The sequence below is a fragment of the Microbacterium sp. 05N427 genome (assembly GCF_056397105.1).
Genome location: NZ_JBFTMT010000001.1, coordinates 67387 through 89936 on the forward strand (window position 1 = coordinate 67387; position 22550 = coordinate 89936).

General features: G+C 71.0%; 18 protein-coding genes. 10 read left to right on the plus strand and 8 right to left on the minus strand.

The genetic code is table 11. The annotated features are described in order from the left end of the window. Positions 1 to 151 precede the first annotated feature (151 nt). From AC1DG4_RS00335 to AC1DG4_RS00365, 7 genes are all read left to right on the plus strand, one after another. Positions 152 to 958, plus strand: a complete 807-nt coding sequence (locus tag AC1DG4_RS00335) for an MBL fold metallo-hydrolase (RefSeq protein ID WP_477420402.1) — start codon at positions 152 to 154, stop codon at positions 956 to 958. Further along, entirely contained in the window at positions 949 to 1353 is a 405-nt protein-coding gene (locus AC1DG4_RS00340; RefSeq protein ID WP_477377988.1) for a nuclear transport factor 2 family protein, read from the plus strand. The genes AC1DG4_RS00335 and AC1DG4_RS00340 overlap by 10 nt, the downstream gene beginning before the upstream one ends. A 107-nt stretch (positions 1354 to 1460) precedes the next feature. Next, complete coding sequence (locus tag AC1DG4_RS00345) at positions 1461 to 2129, plus strand: TetR/AcrR family transcriptional regulator (RefSeq protein WP_477377986.1); 669 nt, start codon at positions 1461 to 1463, stop codon at positions 2127 to 2129. Further along, positions 2126 to 3088 (plus strand): P-loop NTPase family protein, encoded by a 963-nt coding sequence (locus tag AC1DG4_RS00350; RefSeq protein ID WP_477377984.1) that lies wholly within the window; start codon positions 2126 to 2128, stop codon positions 3086 to 3088. The genes AC1DG4_RS00345 and AC1DG4_RS00350 overlap by 4 nt, the downstream gene beginning before the upstream one ends. Further along, complete coding sequence (locus AC1DG4_RS00355; RefSeq protein WP_477377982.1) at positions 3085 to 4980, plus strand: YhgE/Pip family protein; 1896 nt, start codon at positions 3085 to 3087, stop codon at positions 4978 to 4980. Before AC1DG4_RS00350 ends, AC1DG4_RS00355 begins: the two co-directional genes overlap by 4 nt. A gap of 265 nt (positions 4981 to 5245) precedes the next feature. Further along, positions 5246 to 7960, plus strand: coding sequence for a penicillin acylase family protein (locus AC1DG4_RS00360; protein WP_477420400.1), 2715 nt, complete (start codon positions 5246 to 5248; stop codon positions 7958 to 7960). Positions 7961 to 8092: 132 nt separating this feature from the next. Beyond that, a complete protein-coding gene (locus AC1DG4_RS00365; protein WP_477377978.1) occupies positions 8093 to 8851 on the plus strand; it encodes an alpha/beta fold hydrolase in 759 nt (252 codons plus the stop codon). Positions 8852 to 9034: 183 nt separating this feature from the next. Here the strand turns inward: AC1DG4_RS00365 and AC1DG4_RS00370 are convergent, their stop codons facing one another. Continuing rightward, on the minus strand, positions 9035 to 10369 hold the full coding sequence (locus AC1DG4_RS00370) for an MFS transporter (RefSeq protein ID WP_477377976.1): 1335 nt from the start codon (positions 10367 to 10369) through the stop codon (positions 9035 to 9037). Between the two features lie 284 nt (positions 10370 to 10653). On the opposite strand from AC1DG4_RS00370, the gene AC1DG4_RS00375 reads away from it, so the two are divergent. Then, a complete protein-coding gene (locus AC1DG4_RS00375) occupies positions 10654 to 11208 on the plus strand; it encodes a 4'-phosphopantetheinyl transferase family protein (RefSeq protein WP_477377974.1) in 555 nt (184 codons plus the stop codon). Here AC1DG4_RS00375 and AC1DG4_RS00380 read toward each other — a convergent pair. After that, entirely contained in the window at positions 11153 to 11737 is a 585-nt protein-coding gene (locus AC1DG4_RS00380) for a cysteine hydrolase family protein (RefSeq protein ID WP_477377972.1), read from the minus strand. The genes AC1DG4_RS00375 and AC1DG4_RS00380 overlap by 56 nt on opposite strands. A gap of 54 nt (positions 11738 to 11791) precedes the next feature. Between AC1DG4_RS00380 and AC1DG4_RS00385 the strand changes: the two genes are divergently transcribed. Both AC1DG4_RS00385 and AC1DG4_RS00390 read left to right on the plus strand, forming a co-directional pair. Next, a complete protein-coding gene (locus AC1DG4_RS00385) occupies positions 11792 to 12244 on the plus strand; it encodes a MarR family winged helix-turn-helix transcriptional regulator (RefSeq protein ID WP_477377970.1) in 453 nt (150 codons plus the stop codon). Next, entirely contained in the window at positions 12241 to 13665 is a 1425-nt protein-coding gene (locus AC1DG4_RS00390) for an MFS transporter (RefSeq protein WP_477377968.1), read from the plus strand. The genes AC1DG4_RS00385 and AC1DG4_RS00390 overlap by 4 nt, the downstream gene beginning before the upstream one ends. A gap of 42 nt (positions 13666 to 13707) precedes the next feature. On the opposite strand, the gene AC1DG4_RS00395 is transcribed toward AC1DG4_RS00390, so the two are convergent. From AC1DG4_RS00395 to mnhG, 6 genes are all read right to left on the minus strand, one after another. Continuing rightward, positions 13708 to 14265: an RDD family protein gene (locus AC1DG4_RS00395; protein WP_477377966.1), complete on the minus strand. Its 558-nt coding sequence runs from the start codon at positions 14263 to 14265 to the stop codon at positions 13708 to 13710. Then, positions 14262 to 15632, minus strand: coding sequence for a M1 family metallopeptidase (locus AC1DG4_RS00400; protein WP_477377964.1), 1371 nt, complete (start codon positions 15630 to 15632; stop codon positions 14262 to 14264). Before AC1DG4_RS00400 ends, AC1DG4_RS00395 begins: the two co-directional genes overlap by 4 nt. A gap of 58 nt (positions 15633 to 15690) precedes the next feature. Next, positions 15691 to 19746: a Pls/PosA family non-ribosomal peptide synthetase gene (locus AC1DG4_RS00405; protein ID WP_477420398.1), complete on the minus strand. Its 4056-nt coding sequence runs from the start codon at positions 19744 to 19746 to the stop codon at positions 15691 to 15693. Positions 19747 to 19923: 177 nt separating this feature from the next. Beyond that, positions 19924 to 21003: a hypothetical protein gene (locus tag AC1DG4_RS00410; protein WP_477377961.1), complete on the minus strand. Its 1080-nt coding sequence runs from the start codon at positions 21001 to 21003 to the stop codon at positions 19924 to 19926. A 132-nt stretch (positions 21004 to 21135) separates the two neighbouring features. Next, positions 21136 to 22014: a hypothetical protein gene (locus AC1DG4_RS00415; RefSeq protein WP_477377960.1), complete on the minus strand. Its 879-nt coding sequence runs from the start codon at positions 22012 to 22014 to the stop codon at positions 21136 to 21138. 92 nt (positions 22015 to 22106) lie between these two features. Beyond that, the gene (gene mnhG / locus AC1DG4_RS00420; RefSeq protein WP_375904639.1) at positions 22107 to 22496 is read right to left on the minus strand and encodes a monovalent cation/H(+) antiporter subunit G; all 390 of its coding nucleotides are present in this window, start codon (positions 22494 to 22496) and stop codon (positions 22107 to 22109) included. Positions 22497 to 22550 lie beyond the last annotated feature (54 nt).

The following is a 22550-nucleotide window of genomic DNA, read 5'->3' on the forward strand; positions in this document are numbered from 1 at the left end:
CCCGATGTCCGAAATTCACCACGTTCTGTCCCGGTTGGACCGTGTTCTCCGCCCGCCATGAGCATAGTTTTACACCAACGGGGGTGACAGGTCCCAGACATTCACCGTCACCCGTCCTCCACTCGAAGAGAAAGTTCCGCAGAGAAACGACATGACCGAGCTCACCATCACCGTCCTGGACGCACCGGCGTCGTCCCTGCACAAGACGAGCGTGCTCGTCACCGGAGAGACCGAGGCGGTACTCGTCGACGCGGGGTTCACTCGCGCCGATGGGCACCGGATCGCCGCGGCGATCCTCGACGCCGGCAAGACTCTGACCACCGTTCTCGTGACCGGCGGCGATCCCGACTTCTACTTCGGCGCCGAGGTCATCGCTGACGCATTCCCTGAGGCCCGGTTCCTCGCTCCGAGCGACGTGATCGAGCACATCCAGCACAGCTACGAGGGCAAGCTGCAGGCCTGGGCGCACCTGGGCGCGAACCTGCCCACCCGTCTCGTCGGGCTGACCGCGTTCGACGGCGGCGAGATCGCCATCGACGATCGCAGCATCGAGCTGCGTCGCGCCGGCGACGACCTCGGCGATCGCCGCTGGTTCGTTTACGACGCCGCGCAGCGCGCGATCTTCGGCGGGATCCTGCTGTTCGAAGGCCTGCACGTGTGGACCGCCGACACCGGGACCTCCGAAGCCCGCAGCCTCTGGCTCCGTGCGCTCGACGCATACGAGTCGCTGGACCCGACCTTCGTCGTCGCGGGTCACCGCGTCGCGGATGCGCCGACCGACCGCACCGCGATCGAGTACACCCGCGCGTACCTGAAGCGCTTCGAGGACGTCATCGCCGCGTCCGTCGACGCTGCGGCAGCCGAGCAGACGCTGCTCGCCGAGTACCCCGAAGCCGGGTTGCAGATCGCCGCGTCGCTCGGCACCAAGGTCGCGAAGGGAGAGATGTCATGGGGCTGAACGAGTCGACCGAACCCGCGGACGTCGTCCGCAGGCAGTACCTCGCGTCGGCCGCGGGTGATCTCGCGGCCCTGCGGGCGACGCTTGCTCCCGACGTGGAGTGGACCGAGATGGCGGGCTTCCCGCTCGCCGGCACCTACCGCACTCCGGAAGGCGTCACCGCGAATGTGATGGAGGTGCTGGGACGGGACTGGACAGGCTGGACCGCGCACGACGACACCTACATCGTCGACGGCGAGAACGTCGTCGTACTGGCCCGCTACACGGCCCGCAACGACGCCACCGGCAAGGATCTGAACGTGCGGGTGGCTCACCACTTCGTGGTGCGGGGCGGACTGATCGTGCGCTTCGAGCAGTTCGTCGACACCGCCCTCGTGCGCGACGCGATGGGCTGAACCTCCGTCATCTCCCGCGTGGAGGGCGTCTCGTCGCTCTCCACGCGGGATCCGCCATCCTCAGCTAACTTGCACACTCATGTGCAGGTTAGGAGTACACTGGTCCGGTGACAGACACCACCGCACCCCGCCGCCAGCGCAGGGACGCCGCTGAGAACCGGGCCGGCATCCTCGCCGCCGCCTCGCAGACCCTCGCCGTGGATCCACATGCGTCCGTCGACCAGATCGCCCGCGCCGCCGGCCTCAGCCGACGGGCCCTGTACGGCCATTTCGACGACCGCACCGCGCTCGTGCACGCACTCGTCTCCGCCGGAGCGGCGCGCTTCAACGCCGTCGCGCAACGGGTCGACGACGCCGACAGCCGCATCGCGCTGGCGCGCCTCACCGCCGACCTGTGGCGCGAGGCGGCGCATGTGCAGGTGGCCGCGGCGATCGCCCTCGACGAGGCGCACGTCGAGGAGACCGCCGCCGCCCTCGCACCCTTGCGCCGCGTGCTGGCGGCGCTCGTCCGCCGCGGCCAGGAGGACGACGAGCTGCGCCAGGACATGGCAGCGCCGACGCTCGCCCGCCTCATCGAGGAGAGCGCCCGCACCGTCGTCACCCGCACCGACGCCTCCTCCCCCGTCGCGGGGGACATCGCGGTGCGCGCCGTGCTCAGCATCGCGGGACTCGGATGGCGCGAGATCGACGCACTGCTCGCCGCGCACCCCGAACTCTCGGCGGCCGGGGCGCCGGATACGCTTGCCACGATTCCCGCCGAGGAGGGCCGCGCATGAGGATCGCCGTGCACGACGTCAGCAAGGGCAAGAAGGGCCACGCGCTGCCCACGACCTCGCTCGAGATCGAGACGGGCCACGCCCGCTTCGTGCTCGCCGAGACCGAGCTGCGGCCCACCGTGCTGGGGCTCATCGCCACCGGCCGCATGCGCCCCGACACGGGCGAGGTCACGATCGACGGCGCACGCAACGACCGCGACCTGCGCCGCCGCATGGCGCTCGTCGACGCACCGGAGGTCAGCGACCCGCACCCCGGCGTGACGCTCGCCGCCGTCGTGGGCGAGGAGCTCATGTTCGCCGGCCTCCCCGCGACCCCGTTGCACGCGCGGCGCTGGCTCGAGCAGATCGGCTTCATCGAACTCGCGGCCCAGCCGATCGGCACGATCAAGCCGTCCGTGCGCGTGCGCGTCATGGCGGAGCTCGCCGTGCTGCGCGACGACGTGGAGGGGTTCGTGCTGGTCTCCCCCGACCGTCATGGCGGCCGCCCGGAAGGCTGGTGGCGCATCGCCACGGAGTTCGCCGAGCGCGGGTTCGCCGTGCTCGTGATCGTCGGCGGATCCGCGGCCGCCGTCATCGAGCGACTCCCGGAGGCGCTCCAGACCGACTACCCGTCCAACGCCACGGTGCCCGTGCGCCCGCTCGCCGACGTCACCGGATCCACCCGGGTGATGGACCCGGTTCCTGAACAAGCGCAGCGAGACGAAGGACCATCCGCCGTCGCCGCCCCTGCCGACCCCCCGGTTCCTGAGCGAGCGCAGCGAGACGAAGGACCATCCCCCGTCGCCGCCCCGGTTCCTGAGCGAGCGCAGCGAGACGAAGGACCACCCCCGGTCGCCGCCCCGGCCATCCCCCCGGTTCCTGAGCGAGCGCAGCGAGACGAAGGACCACCCCCCGCCGCGACAAGCTCAGGGACCGAGACCACCGATACCACCGACACCGAGAACGGAGCCGAGCGATGAAGATCCCCGCGATGATCGGCGCCGAACTGCGCCGGCTGACCGCGAGCCCCATGGCCGTGATCGCCCTGATCGCCCTGATGGCCGTGCCGATCCTGTACGGCGGCCTCTACCTATGGGCGAACCAGGATCCCTACGGCAAGTTCAACGAGGTACCCGTCGGCCTCGTCGTCGAGGACACCGGCTCGACCTCGAACGGCACCACGACGAACTACGGCGAGAAGGTCGCCGACAACCTCGTCGAGGGCAAGGCGTTCGACTGGAACCGGATGAGCGCGGGCGCCGCGCGCTCCGCGCTCAAGAACGGCGACGTCGACTTCACGGTGACCATCCCGAAGACGTTCTCCGAGGCTCTGCTGTCCGCCTCCGGCACGAGCCCCCATCAGGCGAGGATCGAGCTCGAGACGAACGACGCCAACAACTACCTCGCGTCGTCGATCGGATCCGGCGCGGTCGAGAAGATCCGCCGATCCGTCGCCGAGATGGTCGGACAGGAGGCGGCCGACAAGCTGCTCACCGGGCTCAGCGATGTGCGCGGCAAGCTCGGGGAGGCTGCCGACGGCGCGTCGCAGCTGTACGACGGTGCGAACACGGCCGTCTCGGGCAGCGGCCAGCTCGCTGACGGCACATCTCAGCTGGCCGACGGCGCCGCGCAGCTCGCCGGCGGCACGGCGCAGATCGCGGACGGCTCGCAGCAGCTCGCCGACGGCGCGGCGACGCTGGCGAACGGCGCGCAGCAGGTGAGCGCCGGCAACCAGCAGATCGCGCAGTACGCGAACGAGGCCGGATCCCTCGTGCAGCAGGCGACGAACGCGCTGCCGCAGGCACGCAGCGACATCGCCGCGGCGCTCGCGGACCGCGGCATGTCGCAGGCCGACATCGACGCGGTCCTGGCGAAGCTGGATCCGCTCGGCGACAAGCTGCGCAGCGGCAACGACACCGTGCAGGGCGCGGTCGGCCAGATCGACCAGCTCGCCGACGGCAGCGCTCAGGTCGCGTCCGGCAGCGCCACGCTCGCCGACAAGTCGCAGCAGCTCGCGAGCGGTGCGCAGACCGCGGCGACGGGCGCGGCGACCCTGAGCACCGGCGCGGCCACCGCCCGCGACGGCGCCAAGAGCCTGCACGACGGCCTCGGCACGCTCAGCAGCGGCATCGGCACGCTGCGCGACGGCCTGAAGGCCGGCGTCGACGCGATCCCGTCATCCACGCCGGAGCTGCGCGAGCAGCAGGCGAAGACGATCGCGAACCCCGTCGACGTGTCCAGCGACAAGGTCGCCGCGGCCAAGGACTACGGCCAGGGTCTCGCGCCGTTCTTCGCCGCGCTGGCCGGGTGGATCGGCATCTACGCGCTGTTCCTCATCATCAAGCCGATCTCGCGCCGTGCGGTCACGGCACTGCACTCGCCGATCCGGATCACCCTGGCCGGCTGGCTCACGCCCGCCGCGTTCGGCGCCCTGCAGATGCTGGGCCTGCTCGGCGTGCTCGCCTGGGCTCTCGGGTTCACCTTCCAGAACGGGTGGGGCGCGCTCGGGATCATGGTGCTGGCATCGGCGACCTATGCCGCGATCATCCTCGCGCTGAACGTATGGCTGGGATCCGTGGGCCAGTTCATGGGCCTCGTGCTCATGGTGCTGCAGCTCGTGACCGCGGGCGGCACTTTCCCGTGGCAGACGCTGCCGGCGCCGCTCGCCGCGCTGCACCACGTGCTGCCGATGGGCTACGTGGTCGACGCGATGCGACAACTCATGTACGGCGGCCAGGTGGGCCGAGCACTGACCGACCTCGGCGTACTCGGGATCTGGATGGTCGGCTCGCTGCTGATCGCGATGATCGGCGTGACCCGGATGACGCACAAGCGCACCCTGCGCGACCTGCAGCCCAGCCTGATCGGCTGACTCCGCGGGGCCCGGTCGGGTCGCCCCCCGGATCCGCGAGACCGAACCTGCGTCCCGAGACCGCGCATGGGATCGTCGGTCTCGGGACGCAGGTTCGGTCTCGCGGTCATTGTGGCCGGGCGAGGCGGCCGGGCCACGGGGTAGCCAGGCCACGCGGTAGCCGGGCCCGGAGGGCGACGCACCCGGCTAGGATGCGAGGACGTCTCGCGGTGCTGCGACCCGATCCTCCCGACCGTGAGACTCCGTGTCACTCGAAGGAGCAGCGATGTCGTCAACCGCACCCGCCGCCAAGCCCCGGCGCCGCACCGGGCGGATCATCGGCCGGGTCGCCTTCGGCGTGATCGCGGCGATCATCGTCCTCGCCACGGCCGCCGCCCTGTTCCTGGTGTGGGCCGTGCAGCGCTCGTTCCCGCAGACTTCCGGAGACCTCGCGCTCAAGGGGCTGCAGGCGCAGGTGACGATCCAGCGCGACGACCGCGGGATCCCGACGGTCACCGCCGACAACAGCCATGACCTGTTCTTCGCGCAGGGCTTCGTGCATGCCCAGGACCGGTTCTGGGAGATGGACTTCCGTCGGCACGTGACGAGCGGCAGGGTCGCCGAGCTCTTCGGATCCTCCCAGGTCGCCACCGACGAGTTCCTGCGCACGCTGGACTGGCACGGCATCGCCGAGAAGGAGGTCGCGGCGATGGATCCAGCCACCCGCGGCTACTACGAGGCCTACGCCGAAGGCGTGAACGCCTACCTCGCCGACCACAAGGGCGCCGAGGCCTCGTTCGAGTATGCCGTGGTCGGCATGAACAACCCCGACTACACAATCGAGCCGTGGACGCCGGCCGACTCCGTCGCGTGGCTCAAGGCGATGGCCTGGGATCTGCGCGGCAACATCGAGGACGAGACGACGCGCGCGCTGCTCGCTCCCACCGTCGACGCCTCCACCATGAACGAGATCTACCCGGCGTACCCGTTCGACCAGCACCCCGTGATCGTGCCGACGATCACCCCCATGGAGCAGGTCGGAAGCGGCGCGGCGAGCGCGCCGGACGCGACCGCCTCCGACGCAGCTCCGACGGGGAGCGCACCCGCACCCGGCTCGACGCCGAGCGCTGCGCCGACGGTCGCGCCTACGTCGAGCACCTCCGCGACGGCGAACGCTCCGGCATCGGTGCGCTGGACGACCGCCGGCAGCACCCTGGAGGCCGTGCAGAGGCTGCTCGGCGATCCGGGCGAGGGGATCGGATCCAACTCCTGGGTGGTCTCGGGGTCCCTCACCGCGAGCGGCAAGCCGCTGCTCGCGAACGACCCGCACCTGGGCGCGGCGCTCCCTTCGGTCTGGTACCAGATGCAGCTGCGCTGCCGCACGGTGAGCGCCGCCTGCCCGTTCGACGTGGGCGGGTACTCGTTCTCGGGTCTGCCCAGCATCGTGATCGGCCACAACGCCGACATCGCCTGGGGCTTCACGAACCTCACCACCGACGTGACCGACCTGTACATCGAGAAGATCGACGGCGACGCGTACTGGCGCGACGGCGTGCGCGTGCCGCTGCAGACGCGTACCGAGACGATCAAGGTCGCCGGCGACGACGACATCACGCTCACGATCCGCTCGACCGCGCACGGGCCGATCGTGTCCGGTCTCACCGACGACTTCACGGCGCTCGCGAAGGCCCCGATCGTGGGTTCGGCCGATGCGGGCTCACCGGGCGGTGAGACGGGCGTCGCCCCCGGCTCCGCCGCGGACGCTCTCCCCGGTCAGTACGCCGTGAGCCTGCGCTGGACGGCATTGGATCCCGGCACTACCTCGACGGCCATCTTCGCGATGAACACGGCGAAGGACTTCGCCGGCTTCCGGCATGCGGCATCGCTGTTCGATGTCCCCGCGCAGAACCTGATCTACGCCGACCAGAAGGGCAACATCGGCTACCAGACGCCGGGCCGCCTGCCGATCCGCGGCGCGGGCAACGGCTACTTCCCGCAGCCGGGCTGGACGAGCGCCTCCGACTGGACCGGATACATCCCCTTCGACAAGCTCCCCGTCTCCTACAACCCCGACGAGGGCTACATCGTCACCGCGAACAACGCGATCGTCCCGGACAGCTATCCGTACTTCCTCTCCAAGGACTGGGACTACGGCTATCGCGCGGCGCGGATCGCCGAGCTCATCGAACGCACTGCGAAGCAGCATCCGCTCACGGCGCAGGACATGCGCGACATCCAGTTCGACCAGCAGAGCTGGATCGGCAAACAGCTCGCTGCCGAGATGCAGGAGCTCCCGCCCTCGAAGGACGCCGGCGTCCGCAAGGCCGTCGAGCTGCTCAAGACCTGGGACGCGCAGTCCACCGCTGACTCCCCCGCCGCGGCCTATGCGAACGTGCTCTGGCAGCACCTGGCGCTGAACCTGTTCGCGAACCGCGAGCACCCGCTCCCGATGGACGGGCAGGGTCGTCTGTTCACGGTCGTGGGATCCATGCTCGAGAACCCGGCGGACCCGCTGTGGACCAACGAGAAGATCGGCGTCACCGGCCGGGACGACATGCTGACGCTGTCGGCGAAGCAGGCGTACGACGAGCTCGTGAAGGCGCAGGGATCAGACCCCAACCGGTGGAACTGGGGTGACCTGCACGCGATCACGCTCACCCACCAGACGCTCGGCAAGAGCGGCATCGCGCCGATCGAGTGGCTGTTCAACCGCGGGCCGTATCCGGTCGGCGGCGGATCCTCGCTCGTGGATGCCACCGGCTGGACGCTCGGGGGATCCTACGCGACGACAACGGTGCCGTCGATGCGGATGGTGGTCGACCTCTCCGACTTCGACGCTTCCACGTGGAACCATCTCACGGGAGCGAGCGGACACGCCTTCAGTCCGCACTATGCAGACCAGACCGAGAACTGGTCGAAGGGCCTGCAGTCCCCCTGGCCGTTCTCCCGGAAGTCGGTCGACGCCGCCACGGTGGACACTCTCGTGCTGAAGCCCCTGTGAGTTGACCGCCGCTCTCCGAGTCGTCCCCGCCAGCGGAGCCTCTGGCGTGCGCTGACGGGGACGACGCGGATAGTAGGGGAGCCACAGGGGGGCGAGGGCGCTGCCCGTCGCCGGATGTGATGGAGTGGTGCAGTGAACGATCCCGACCTGACCCCGGCCCTCGGCGGAAACGTCAGGGCGTTCACCGTCGGATCCGCGACCCTGATCGCGGAGCGCGTCGGATCCGGCTCCGAGGTGTTCCTGCTCCTGCACGGGCTCGGCATGGGGCGCAGCGTCTTCGTCGAACTGGCGCGGCGGCTCGACGGCACCGTCGTGGCCGTGGACCTGCCGGGTTTCGGCGCCGCGCCGGAGCCCGATGTGCCGCTCACCATGCCCGAGCATGCCGATCTGGTCGCGGCGCACCTGACCGCCGAGCGCCTGCCCGCGGTCACGGTCGTCGGGCACTCGATGGGGAGCCAGGTCGCGGCAGAGCTCGCCGTCCGCCACCCGGACAGAGTCCGCGCCGTCGTGCTCGCGGCGCCCACCGTCGATGCCGGCGCCCGGCGCGTGGCGCGTCAGGCGCTGCGGTTCCTGCACGACACCGCCTCGATCGACCCGCGTGTGGTGCTCCGCGGCGTGCGCGAGTACCTCCGCGCCGGTCCGCAGCTCGTCCGCAAGATCCGGGCCACGGTCGCGCACCGCCCCGAGGACCTCTATCCGCAGATCACCGCGCCCGCGCTCGTGCTGCGCGGTTCGCGGGATCCGGTCTGCCCGTCGATCTGGACTCGGGCCGTCGCCGAGGCGATTCCGCACGCGGAGCTGGCGGAGATCCCCGGATGCGGGCACGAGACGATGATCCGCGACGCCGGCCCGGCCGCGGCCCGCATCGCGGACTTCCTCTCCCGCACCTGACGCACTCGCGCACTCGCACACCTCCGAGTCGTCCCCGTCAGCGGAGCCCATGGCGTGCGCTGGCGGGGACGACTCGGAGATAGAGGGGTCAGCACCGAACCAGAGCGGCGCCTCCCCTCCGCCTCGTCGCCGTCAGCGGAGCCCATGGCGTGCGCTGGCGGGGACGACTCGGAGATAGAGGGGTCAGACCTGCTGCTGTTGCTGCCGCGCCGCGCGGAACGCGATCGTGGCTATCCCCAGGGCGGATCCGAGGAACACCACGGCGAGGATCGCCCAGCCCGCGAAGCCCAGGGCAATCGCCGTCGCGTTCACGAGGAGCGGCGCGACGAGCGATCCGATCGAGAACGTCATCCCGAACACGCCCTGGTAAGCGCCCGCGCGCACGGGATCGGCCAGCTCGAAGCTCAGCCCCCATCCACCGGCCTGGGACAGGATCTCGGCGAAGGTGTGCGCGATGAGCGCGATCAGCAGCACGGCGATCGCCGCCACGACGGGCAGGCCGGCGGCCGAGGCGTAGACGAGACAGGCCCCTGCCATGAGCACGCCCGCGATCAGCGAGACCTTGCCCGCGACGCGCAGGTCGTGCGTGTTCCGAGAGAACCGCACCTGGAAGAGCACCACCAGCACGGTGTTCGCGATGAGCAGCACCGACACCGTGGCGTCGGGCGCGGTCGTGGCGTGAGTGATCCACAGCGGCACGCCCACCTCGGCGACGCCGAACTGCATGCCGAATGCGGCGGAGAACAGGGTGAGCAGCAGATAACGCGGATCGCGCCAGGGCGAGCGCGCGCGCCAATCGCGCCGCAGCTCCCTTTCGGCGGCGGCCGTCGCGGCGGTGTTCACGGATCCGGTCTCGGTCGTGATCGTCTCGGCCACCCGCGGGGCGGCATCGACGGACGAGGGCAACCGCAGCAGCGGGATCGCACCGACCGCGCAGATCGCTCCGGCGATCACGATGACGGTGCGGTACGCGACGGGGGTCCCGATCGCCAGCGCGATCGCGGCGATTCCGGATCCGGCCGCGATCGAGAGGTTCGTCACGGTGCGCAGCACAGCGCGGGCGTGCACGCGGTTCTCGCCGGTGAAGCCGCGCGCGATCACGGCCGAGCGGGACGACTGCGCCAGGGCGTCAAGGAAGCCGCTCGCGACAGCGAGGACGATCGCGGTCGTGAACGTGCCGACGAAGGCATAGGCGACGAGGAGGAGCCCGGCCGCGACCTCGAACACGAAGGACAGCCGTCGCGCACTCCATCGGTCGGCGAGCCACCCGCCGAGGAAGGAGGCGAGGATGCTGCTCCCGCTCGCGGCGGCCAGGACGATCGCGGCCTGACCGCCGTCGAGTCCGACGATGCGGATGAAGTAGAGCACCGTGATCGAGAGGAACACGCCCCGCCCGATCCGCGCGACCGTCGTCGCGGTGACCAGGGCGCGCAGAACCGGGTCGTCGAGCGAACCGATGATGCGGCCGATCGGACCGGGGCGGCGCATCGTCTGCGTGTCCGCCGGATCCGAAGTCATAGGGTTCGATCCTAGGGCGTGGAGACGAGCCCGCGCGGGACGAGTCGTCCCTGTGAGCGGAGCCTCTGGCGTGCGATGACGGGGACGACTCGAAGAGTCGGGGCAGCACCGAACGAGAGCGGCGCCTCCCATCCGAGTCGTCCCGCGAGCGGAGCCTCTGGCGTGCGCTGACGGGGACGACTCGGAGATGGGGGTCGCCCAGCCGCGGGACGCCGGGCCGCGCGGACAGTCGCGCGGGACGCCGGGCGGGGCGGACGGCGTCATGGCCGCTCTACGCTGGGATCGTGCAAGGGGCGACGGTCGAGGGCGTGCGGATCGCGTGGGCACGCACGGAGTCCGACGAACGACGGGAGACCGGCCGTGCCCTCATCAGGGCGCTGGCCTCCGCACTCGCCCCGGGGGCGGACCTGCGGATCGAGCAGCGCTGCCCGGTCTGCGGCGGGCCGCACGGGCGACCGTTGCTGCCGTACGCACCGCTGCTGGCGAGCGCCGCGTATGCGGATCCCTGGGTCGTCGTCGCCGTCGCTCGGCAGGAGGAGGCGGACGCGATCGGCGTCGACGTCGAGCTCGACCGAACGGCGCCCGATCTCTCGCTCCTGTTCGCCCCGGCGGATCCCCCGGACCTGCGCGGCTGGACCGCGATCGAGGCGGCGCTCAAGGCCGACGGGCGCGGCCTGCTGGTCCCTCCGGACGCGGTGCGCCTCTCCCCCGACGGCCGCGCGGCGATGCCGGACGGCGGCGAGTTCCGGATCCTCCCCGTCGCCGCCGCACCCGGCACGGTCGTCACGCTCGCGTTGCGGCGTCCTGGTTCAGACTCGACGCCCACGCGTCGACCGTGACCACGTCGGCCTGGCGCGGGAACACCTTCTCGAGCAGGACCCTGTGCACCTCGGGATCCTGATCCGCGCACGCATCCGCGAGAACCGTGAGCCCGAAGTCCTGGTCCGCGGCGTGGCGGACCGTGCTCAGCACGACCCCGCTCGTGGAGACGCCGGCGAGCACGAGATCGGTCGCGTCCAGCCCGCGCAGCACCACGTCGAGGTCGGAGGCGAACGCGCCGATCCGCCGCTTGACGACCACGGGCTCCCCCGGAAGGGGCGCGAGGTCGGCGACGATCCGCGTGCCCTCCGCGTCCTCCCCCATGTGCGGCGCCAGGGGCGACTGCCTGATCGCGCCGAAGGACTTGTTGCGCGAGGCCACCTCGGGAAAGCCCTCACGGAACGCGACGCGGACGAAGACGACGGGGATCCCGGCAGCGCGGGCGGCGGCGAGCGCGCGCTGCGCGTGCGTGATCACATCGGAGCCGCCCTCGGCGTAGCGACCGGCGATGCCGTTCTGGAAGTCCATGAGCAGGAGTGCAGTGGTCATCGCCACGCCTTTCGTCTATTAGACAGGTACAACTGTGCAGTCTAGACTGTCTATATGTCCGAGACCCCGCCCGTGGCCGATGCATCCGCTGTGAGTGCGCGGCAGACCGCCCTCGATCTCCGTACGGTGGTCGCACGGCTGCTCCGCCAGTTCCGCGAGGCCGGCGCGGATGAGACCATCACGCCGTCGCAGGCGTCCGCCCTGGCCCGGCTCGGCAAGGGCGGAGTGTCGACCGTCAGCGCCCTCGCGACGGCGGAACGGGTGCGACCGCAATCCATGGCCGCGACCGTCGACGCGATCGAGTCGCTCGGGCTCGTCACCCGCAGCCCCGACCCGGGAGACGGGCGCCGACAGATCATCGAGCTCACCGATGCAGGACGCGCCAGGATCGAGGGCCAGCGGGACGCGGCTGCGACCTGGCTCGAGCATGCCCTGGACGCACTCGACGAGGACGAGCTGCGCGCGATCTCCACCGCGACGGGACTCCTGGAGCGGATGCTGCCGTGATCCGGATCCCCTCGGCGCCGATCGGCGGCCCCGCGCCCGCCGGCCGCTTCGATCGGCGGCTGCTCGCCCCGATGATGGTGGGTTCGATCCTCAATCCGATCAACACGGCCATCATCGCCGTGGCGCTCACCCCGATCGGCCTGGCCCTCGGCGCCCCGGCCCGCGACACGGTGTGGCTCGTGTCGAGCCTCTACCTGGCCACCGCGATCGGACAGCCCCTGGTCGGCCGCCTCGTGGACATCTTCGGCGTGCGCTCGCTCTTCCTGCTCGGCGCGGTGCTCGTGACGGCCGCCGGCGCGATCGGGCTGCTCGCGCCGGAGAACCGCGACAGCATCTGGTGGCTCGTGGCGGCGCGGGTCATCCTCGGCCTCGGCACCTGCGCGGGCTATCCGGCGGCGATGCACATGATCCGCGCGGAGGGCGACCGCACCGGCCTCGCATCGCCGGCCGGGATCCTCACACTGCTGAGCGTCACGACCCAGACCATCGCCGTGATCGCGCCCGCGCTCGGCGGCGTACTCGTCGGCGCCTGGGGCTGGCGCGCCACCTTCGCCGTGAACGTGCCGCTCGGACTCGCCACGCTGCTGCTCGGGGCGCTGTTCCTCCCCCGCCGGACGGGGCTCGAGCCCGCGGCGGCGGACCGGCCGCGGATCGACGGGATCGGGATCCTCCTCTTCGCCGTCACGATGCTCGCCCTGCTCGTCTTCCTGCAGAACATCGCACCGACCCTGGTGTGGCTGCTCATCGTCGCCCTCGCGGCCGGGACGGCCTTCGTCTGGCGGGAGCACCGGATCCCCGATCCCTTCATCGACGTGCGTGTGCTCTCCGGCAACCGGCCGCTGCTGCTCAGTTATGTGCGCTCCCTGCTGACCGCGACCATCTCGTACACGTTCGTCTACGGCTTCACGCAGTGGCTCGAGGACGGCCGCGGCCTCACCCCGACCGTCGCCGGCCTCGTGCTGCTCCCGGTGTTCGCCGCCGGCATCGCGGTCGCGCTGGCGTTCGGACGCCGGCCCGAGGTGGTCGGCAAGCTCCTGTTCGGATCCGCCGCGCAGCTCGTCGCCGGGATTCTCGTGCTGTTCATGACGGGCTCGTCGCCGATCTGGTTCCTCGTGCTGGCCATGCTCGTGCTCGGCATCCCGCAGGGCCTCAACAACCTCGCGATCCAGAACTCGCTGTACTACCAGGCCGAGCCCGCGCGCATCGCCTCCTCGGCCGGCCTGCTGCGCACCTTCTTCTACCTGGGCGCGATCGTGTCAGCCGTGATCTACGGCAATGTCTACGGCGCGCGGGCGACCACAGAAGGACTGCACGTCCTGGGCTGGGTCGTGGTCGGGATCGCGGCGGTGTTCCTCCTCCTCACGGTCTTCGACCGTTCGCTCGCGCGAATCGGACGGGAGGACCCTCCGGCGCGGGGCTGACGCCCGAGCGACCCGGACACCGGTCGCCGTGATCACGCGGAGTCAGGGCAGGCGGGTGATGCCGGTCCGGCGCAGCTGCGCGGTCGCGGCCCGGTCGATGCTCACCCTGACCTGGCCGACCCCATCGATCGCCGCCCAGAACAGGAACGGCAGGAAGACGGTGCGTATCAGCATCGCCCACCCGGCCTTCGCGAGTCCGACCGGGCTCCCGTCCCTCATCCGCACCACCTGGGTGCCGGTCAGCAGTCCGCCCAGCCCCCGCCCGTCGCGGAACGCCCAGCCGTAGACGAACGGCAGCACGACCACCAGCGCGAGCCCGATGACGACCGCGCCGATCGGGCGGTCCGGGTCGGCCGAGCTGGTGCCGTAGAGGATCGCCGCGACGACCGCGACGGCGTACATCAGGATGCTGTCGATCAGCCAGGCTCCGAGTGCCCCGGACATGGTCGAGTCGACGTAGAGCGTGCCGTCCTCGAACGCGCGGACACGCTTGGCTGCAGCGGTGCCGAGTTCTGGTTCGAGTCGAGCACGGACCTCGGTCAGCGCGGCTCTGCGGGCGGTGGCGTCGAGCATCCCCGGCATCGGCTTCTCCTCGGTCATCGGATCCCCTCCGCGGCTCGCGGGACGACGTTCAACGCCTGCGTCACCGGAGCCGGCTCGACGGCCGCGCCGGCCGCCTCCGGCAGCGGCGGAAGCGCCTCGGCGTCGAGCCAGGCGTCGAAGAACGCCTCCAGCCGACGGCCGGCGACTTCGGCGGCGAGCGTGCGGAACTCGGCGGTCGTAGCCGTGGCGCCCGCGTGGCGCGAGGTCCAGGTCCGCAGGATCCGGAAGAACGCATCGTCGCCCACCGTCAGCCGCAGCGCGTGCAGGGCGAGTGCGCCGCGCTTGTAGACCCGGTCGTCGAACATGAGCTCAGGACCGGGATCCGAGAGCACGAGGTCCTGCGGCTCTGCCGCGAGTGCGGCCCAGTGCCCGAGCGCCTTCGCATGCGCGCCGTGCCCGCCGCTGCGCTCGGACCAGATCCACTCGGCATAACAGGCGAAGCCCTCGTTCAGCCAGATGTCGCGCCAGTGCGCGACGCCCACGCTGTTGCCGAACCACTGATGCGCGAGCTCGTGCGCGATGAGGCGCTCGAGGCTGCCCCGCCCGTCGATGTGGTTCGCGCCGAACACGCCCATGCCCTGCGCCTCGAGCGGGATCTCCAGGTCGTCGGCCGTCACCACGACCCGGTACGACGGCAGCGGATACGGTCCGAACACCTCGGCGAATACAGCCATCATCTGCGGCAGCGGAGCCAGGTCCGCGTCCACCCGCGCGGTGAGTCCCGCGGGATGCAGCACCTGCCCCTCGACGCCTGCGAGATCCATGCCCCGGGAGACATATTTCCCGATCTGCACGGTCGCGAGGTAGCTGGGCGTCGGCATCGCGCGCTCGAAGACCCAGGTCGTGCGGCCCGCCTTGGTCGTTGTTGACAGCGGTTCGGCCGCCGCGACCGCGTACCCGGGGTCCGTCGTGATCGAGAGCCGGTAAGTCGCCCTGTCGGAGGGGTGGTCGTTGCACGGGAACCACGACGGCGCGCCGATGGGCTGCGAGGCGACGATCGCGCCATCCTCCAGTTCCTCCCAGCCGAGCGTGCCCCAGCGGGTCCGCCGCGGACGCGGGGCTCCGCCATAGGAGATCGTGAGTTCGAACGGATCCCCCGCCGCGAGCTCCCGGCCGAGCGCGACCTTGACCTTGCGGTCGGTCTGCGTGAACCCGGTGCGCCCGCCGAGGTCGCCGCGCACCTTGGTCACGCGGAGCCCCGCGAGATCCAGCGAGATCGCCTTGGTCGCCTCGACGGCACGCCCGCGCACCACGGCGACGCCGTCCAGCCGGTTCGTGCCGAGCCGGTAGTCGATCGTCAGGTCGTAGTGCTCGACGCGGTAGCGGCGATCTCCGGAATGCGGGGTGTAGTCGTCGGGGCTCACGATTCCATGCTCACAGATCCCGGCGCATTCGACGCGCACTCGCCGGGAGTCCTGGCGCTCACTCCGGTCCCTGAGGCTCTCGAAGGGCCGCCTGGTAGTTGCGAACCTTCACCACGCGCCAAGGGCCGATCGGGTTGCCGCTCCAGCGACTGCCCACCGGCACGCTCTCGCCCCGCATGACGAGCGAGGCGGGACCGACCGTCGCATCGGATCCGATCGTCGCGGCGGGCAGGATCACGCTGTGCGGGCCGAGGGTCGCACCGGCCTCGAGGGTGACGGTGTCGATGCTCATCACACGGTCGTGGAAGAGGTGCGTCTGCACCACGCAGCCACGGTTGACCGTCGCACCGTCCCCGAGCGTGACCAAGTCCGGCTCCGGCAGCCAATAGCTGTCGGTCCAGACGCCCTTGCCGATCGTCGCGCCCAGGGAGCGCAGCCACACGGCGAGCGCGGGCGTGCCCGCCGCCGCGTTGGCGAACCACGGGGCCGCCATCATCTCGGTGAAGGTGTCGGCGACCTCTGTGCGCCACACGAAGCTCGACCACAGGGGGTGCTCCCCCGGACGGATCGGCCCGACGAACGCCCACTTCGCCGCCGTCGCGAACCCTGCCGCGACGGCGCCCGCGATGAGGAGCACGAACCCGGAGAGCACCACCGTCCACACCAGCCCCGTACTCGTGGCCAGCGCGGCGAGACTCAGGAGCACGGCCAGACCGAGCGCGCAGGAGAGGATGACCGGCACGATGCGGCACAGCTCCCACAGGCCGCGGGCGACCCGCAGCGCCGTGCGCGGGCGGTAGGTGCGCTCGAGATCCGACTCGTTCACCACCCGGCGCAGACGCACCGGCGGGGATCCGAGCCAGGAGGATCCGGCCTTCGCCTTGTCCGGCGCCGCGGAGAGCACCGCGACGAGGCCGTCCTTGGGCACCTTGTGCCCGGCGCCCGCCATTCCGGAGTTGCCGAGGAACGCGCGCTTGCCGATGCGCGCCCCGGCCAGGCGCATCCACCCTCCGCCGAGCTCGTAGGACGCGACCATCGTGTCGTCGGCGAGGAACGCGCCGTCGTCGATCGTCGTCATCGAGGGGATCAGCAGTACCGTGGAGATCTCCACCTCCTTGCCCACCTTCGCCCCGAGAAGGCGCAGCCAGGTGGGCGTGAACAGGCTCGCGTACAGCGGGAAGAGCAGCGTGCGGGCGGAGTCGAGCAGGCGCTCGGTGGTCCACGCCTGCCACGCGATCCGCCCCCGGACGGGGTGGATCCCATCGTGCAGCCCGATCGACAGCAGCCGGGTCGCCGCCACGACGAGCACGGCGAAAACGAGCCCTGTGACGAGCACGGACGGCACGAGCCAGATCGCCAGGCCCGGGATCGCGGCGACGAGCGAGGCCGCGCCGCGCGCGCCCTGCACGAGGACGAGGGCGCCGACGGCGAAGGCGAGCACGGGCAGCAGCCCGAGACCCATGCTTGATGCGGCATATGCCCACAGCCAGCGCCGCGGAGCCGGCGGGCGCTCCGGCGCGAGCGGAGCGGACTTGCCGCCGACGCGCACCGCGGGCGATCCGGCCCAGCGCTGCCCCGCGCGGACGCGTCCGAAAACAGCGGATCCGGGAGCCACCTCGGCGGCCCGTCCGATCCGGGTCCCGGGCGCGAGCGTGCTGCGCGCGCCGACGACCGCGCCCGCACCGATGCGTATTCCGCCGACACGCACGGTGTCGCCGTCGATCCAGTATCCGGAGAGGTCGACCTCGGGCTCGATCGCGGCGCCGGCCCCGATGTCGAGCATGCCGGTCACGGGCGGCAGCGAGTGCAGGTCGACGTCGGGGCCGATCTTCGCCCCGAGCGCCCTCGCGTAGTAGCTCACCCACGGTGCTCCCGCGAAGCCGACCGGGTCGATCTGCTGGCTCACCTGCTCCGCGAGCCATAGCCGAAGGTGCACCCCGCCGCCACGGGGGTGGTCTCCTGCGCGCACCCCGGCGAGCAGCACCCGTGCGGCGACCGCGGCGATGGCCATGCGTCCGAACGGCGTCGCGAACACCACGAGCCCCACGATCAGCAGCCACAGCGGCGCGGTCGGCAGCCAGTCGAAACCCGGCACGAGGTGCAGGATCGCGCTGCCGGTGAGCAGCCACAGCACCCACCTGATGCCGCCCAGCACGAACAGCGGCACCCCGAGGATGGTCTGGATCCACTGCATGCGCCGGGGCGTCGGCCGAGACTCGTGGAAGTCGCCGGGCTCCAAGTCGTCGTCGCCCGCCTCGGCCTCGACGGCGTCGGCCATCCGCCGCAGGCGAGGAAGGTCGTACACGTCGGCCATCGTGAACTCGGGGGCGCGGGCCCGGATCCGGCTCACGAGCTGCGCGGCCGCGAGGGATCCACCGCCGAGCTGGAAGAAGTCCGCATCCTCGTCGAGGGGCCGCGTGCCGAGCACGGCGAACCACTGCTCCGCGAGCCAGGCGGCGGTGCCGGTCAGGGTGGAGTCGTCGGCGTCCGGATCCGTCAGCGGCCACGGCAGCGCCGCCTTGTCGACCTTGCCCGAGGTGCGCACGGGCAGGTCGTCCATGATCGCCAGCAGCGGGATGAGGGGCGCCGGGAGCGTCTCGGAGAGCTCCGCACGCGCGGCCTGCCGGTCGAAGCCCGCGGTCGGCACCACGTAGCCGACGAGCAGCGGGATCCCGGCCTCGCTGCGCTGCACCACGACGGTCGCCGCCGTGACCGCGGTGAGGTTCTGCAGCGCGGCCTCGACCTCGCCGAGCTCGATGCGCCGGCCGCCGATCTTGACCTGGTCGTCGGCGCGGCCCTGGAACACGAGGCCCGCCTCCTCGTAGCGCACGAGATCGCCGGAGCGGTAAGCGCGGTCCCAACCCAGGGACGGCATCGGCGCGTACTTCTCCGCGTCCTTGGCCGGATCCAGGTACCGCGCCAGCCCGACGCCGCCGATCACGAGCTCGCCCGCCTCGCCCTCGGCGACGCGGTTGCCCTCGGCGTCGACGACCGCGAGCTCCCAGCCGTCCAGGGGCAGGCCGATCCGCACCGGCTCCCCGGCCCGCAGCGCCTCGCCGTCCATGATGGCCGCGCACGCGACGACTGTGGCCTCGGTGGGTCCGTACGTGTTCCAGACCTCGCGGTCCTCGCCGACCAGCCGAGCGGCGAGCTCGGGCGGCAGCGCCTCGCCGCCGAAGATGAGCAGGCGTAGGTTCTCGATCGCGTCCTGCGGCCAGAGTGCGGCGAGCGTCGGCACGGTCGACACCGCGGTGATCCCGTGCCCGAGCAGCCAGGGCCCGAGGTCCTCCCCCGAGCGCACGAGCGCGCGCGGCGCCGGCACGAGGCACGCGCCATAGCGCCAGGCCAGCCACATCTCCTCGCACGAAGCGTCGAACGCGACGGAGAGCCCGGCCAGCACCCTGTCGCCGGGGCCGAGCGGCGCGTCCTGCAGGAAGAGGTTCGCCTCGGCGTCGACGAACGCCGCCGCGGAGCGGTGCGTCACGGCGACGCCCTTGGGCACCCCGGTCGAACCGGAGGTGAAGATGATCCAGGCGTCGTCCAACGGCATCGGATGCGGCACGGTCGTGATCGAGACCGAGCTCGGGTGCGGATCCTCTCCGTCGAACAACCCGGATCCGGGGACCTCCCCCTCCGTCGTCACTGCCCCCACTGTCGCTTCGGGGCGCGTTCCGTCCGTTTGGGGCGTGCCCCGCCCGGATTCGGCGGCAGGGTGCGCCCCAAACGGCAGGCCTGCGCCCCGAAACACCCCTCCGGCGCCGATCACGCCGCGTACTTTCGCCTCGCCGAAGACCAGGTCGGCCCGCTCCTGCGGGTCGTCCGCGTCGACCGGGACGTACGCCGCGCCCGCCGCGAGCGTGCCGAGGATCGCGAGGTAGAGCTCGCGCCCACCCGACGGCATCCTGATGCCGACCCTGTCACCGCGCATGACCCCGTGCTCGCGCAGCCGCGCTGCCGTGCGCCAGACCTGGGCCAAAAGCTCGCCGTAGCTGAGTGCGCCCGCCGCGTCCTCGATGGCGGAGGCCTCCGGGTACCGGCGCGCGGTCTCGACGAGGATGTCGATCAGCGTGCGCGGTGTCGCGGCGAGCGCGGCGCGGTCGAGGATGTCTTGCATCGGGCTCCGTTCGAGCTGCTGTCACGCCGGGGCGCGTGCGCGCTCAGGGTACCGCGAGCGGGGAAACAGCAGGTGAAGCGCTCGTGCGGATCCGTCCGTCACTCATCCGGTCGAGCCGCCTCGGGGCGCTGACCGGGTCCTCGGCGAATGCCTGGGGTGACGAACGATCGACCGGGTTCAGGCCGTGTAGGTGATGGTGACGGATCCCGGCGAGCCGAACGCCGGTTGCGCGCCGCTGTTGCCGGCCAGTCCTGTGGAGGTGATGGTGTTCACTGCTCCTCCGGCGTTGGCCGCGGTGTAATTGCTCCCGCCACCACCGCCACCGACCACTGCCATGACGACCGCTGGAGAGTTGGATGCGCTGCGTGCTGCGGTGGCGCCACCCGCACCGCCTCCGGCGTAGCCACCGCCTCCGCCTCCGCTTGAGGCCCACACGAAGATGCTGGTTCCGTTGGCGTCGGTCGTGGTTTGCGAGTTCGTGTTGGATGCTCCGCCTGCGGCTCCGTTGAGGCTTCCCGCACCGCCGGTGCCGCCGTTGTTGGCGGTTGCACCGGGGACGTTGCTCGCACCCGCGCCACCTGCGCCGGGGGTGGTGTTCGTGGCACCGCCACCGGCACGTCCGACGATGACGTACTGACCGTTGCCGTAGTCCAGCGTTCCGTCTTGGCCGGCCGTGGAGGCGCTTCCGCCCTCACCACCGCTCGGCACGGGGAAGGTGTTGTTGGGTGAGACGACGAACGCGTAGCCGCCTGCACTGCCGCCCCCGCCCGCGATCGCAGCAGGCTCACCGTTGACGATCAGGGCGCTTCCGCCGCTGCCGCCGAGACCGGGCTGGATCTTCTGCAGACTCGCGCTGCTCGTGGGCGGCGCGGCGGGGTTGCCGCCGGGGCCGTATCCGTCCCCGCCGGTGGAGAAGTTCCCCGAACCTCCGGCGACGAGCTGGACCGTCACAGCGGCCGACCCCGGGGGAAGCGTCAACTGTCCGGTCACCACGGCGCCTGATCCGACGGAGGTATCGGTCCCCTGGGATCCACCGGCGCCGATCACCGTGTAGGAGATGTCGGTGGCATTTCCGGGCAGGACGAACGTCAGGGTGCCCTTGACCGCACCGCTTCCAGAGACCGTCTGCGTGAACGTCTTCCTACTCGCGGCGTAGGACGGGGCCGCGACTGCTGCGGCGATGACGGGAATGCTCCAAGCCACGGTCTTGGTCACGGTCCGTCGGGACACGGGGCGCGAGGACTTGATGTCATTCATCTTGAGGCTGCTCCTTGTAACGATCTGCCGGGTTCCCGGCGGGTCACTAGGAGCGTAGAGCGGGCGTGTTCACGGCATTTCGGGAATGCCGGAGATGCAGACCGCACGCCGGCGAGCTCGAGGGCGTGCACGTCATCGGGGCCAGCTCCACTCGAACCCGAACCGTCCAGGGCCGAAACCACGGACGATCCGGTGCAGGGACCTGTCCTCAAGCCGCGTGGGGGTCTTTGTCTGCTGCTCCCGGGTGTCGACGATCTCGCGGCATCGGTTAGGGAGAGCCTTCTCGTCGAAACGGATCCAGAGCGACGCCTCATTGATGCGCTTGGAGAGGACGTGCCCCGCCTCAGTCATCGGCTCGGCCTCGCCGAGACCCTCGACGATGAACTCGATCACTGTCGTCTCTCCACGCCGGAGAGAGCGGGGGAACAGCAGCTCCGCGCCGAATGTGAAGTGCTGCTCGTCGTAGGCGAGGCCGCCGAGGCGGGCGCCGGCGACCGGCGTGACCGCGGGTTGATCGAGTGGACGAGACTCGAACTGGAGCGCGAGGAGCCAGGCCTTGGCGCCGTCGACGCGGGCTTCAAGGAAGATCTGGCAACGGCAGCGCAAAGCCTTCCGTTCTGGTCCGATGTCATAGGTGTGATGAGCACCTGTCACGACGGTGTCTTTCACGTCGTGGCCCAGCAGTGCCGCGAGCCCGGCCGCATTGGAACGGGAACCGCGCTCGTTCAGTATCTCGTCGAACAGTCGTCGCCCGTCGGGTCCAGGAGTGCGCTGGGGCGGGATCCGAGAGACCAAGGAGCCGGCTTCGAGCCAGAGGATGTCTTCAAGGCGGCGGATCACATCCAGGGAGAGACTGCCTCTCGGTATGCGCTGCCCTCTTCGCCAGTGACTCAGCGAGGCGACGCTGACCGGATCCCCGAGCGATGTCAGCATCTCGCTCAGTCTGGCCAGCGGGATTCCTCGCGCCAGGATGGCTCGATCCAGAACTTCCGCGAAAGTCGGTTCGCTCACGGCCGTCGCTCCTCCCGGGCGGAACCAGCGGCGAGGGCTCGCACCGCATCTCGCCGCTCGTTCTCGAACATGCTTCCCTCTTCTCGGGCGGCTCAGCCCGCGCCGGGCGGAGTGCGCTTCGAGTCGGCGAGCTCGTCGACAACGAGCGAGCGCTCGTCGATCGTGCCGTTGCGGTAAGCCTGGCGGCCGACCATGTGCGCGGACAACGGCGCGGTCGCGAACTGCATGAGCACGACGGGCGTCACCAGCAGCAGCCCCAGCACGACGCCGATCACGGAGCGTTGCGAGAGCGCGATCGCCAGGCAGATGAGCAGCAGTCCGAGGACCTGCGGCTTGGTCGCGGCATGCAGCCGGTTCGGCACATCGCGCAGGCGCAGCAGGCCGATCGCGGCGATGAGGCACAGCAGCGCGCCGATCAGCACGAGCACCCAGACGGCGGTATCGACGACGACATCGGGGATCCTCAGCTCGAAGACGTTCATCGCTCTCCCCCGTCCCTGCGGGTCGGGTGGGCGCAGGCCTGGTCCAGGATGACG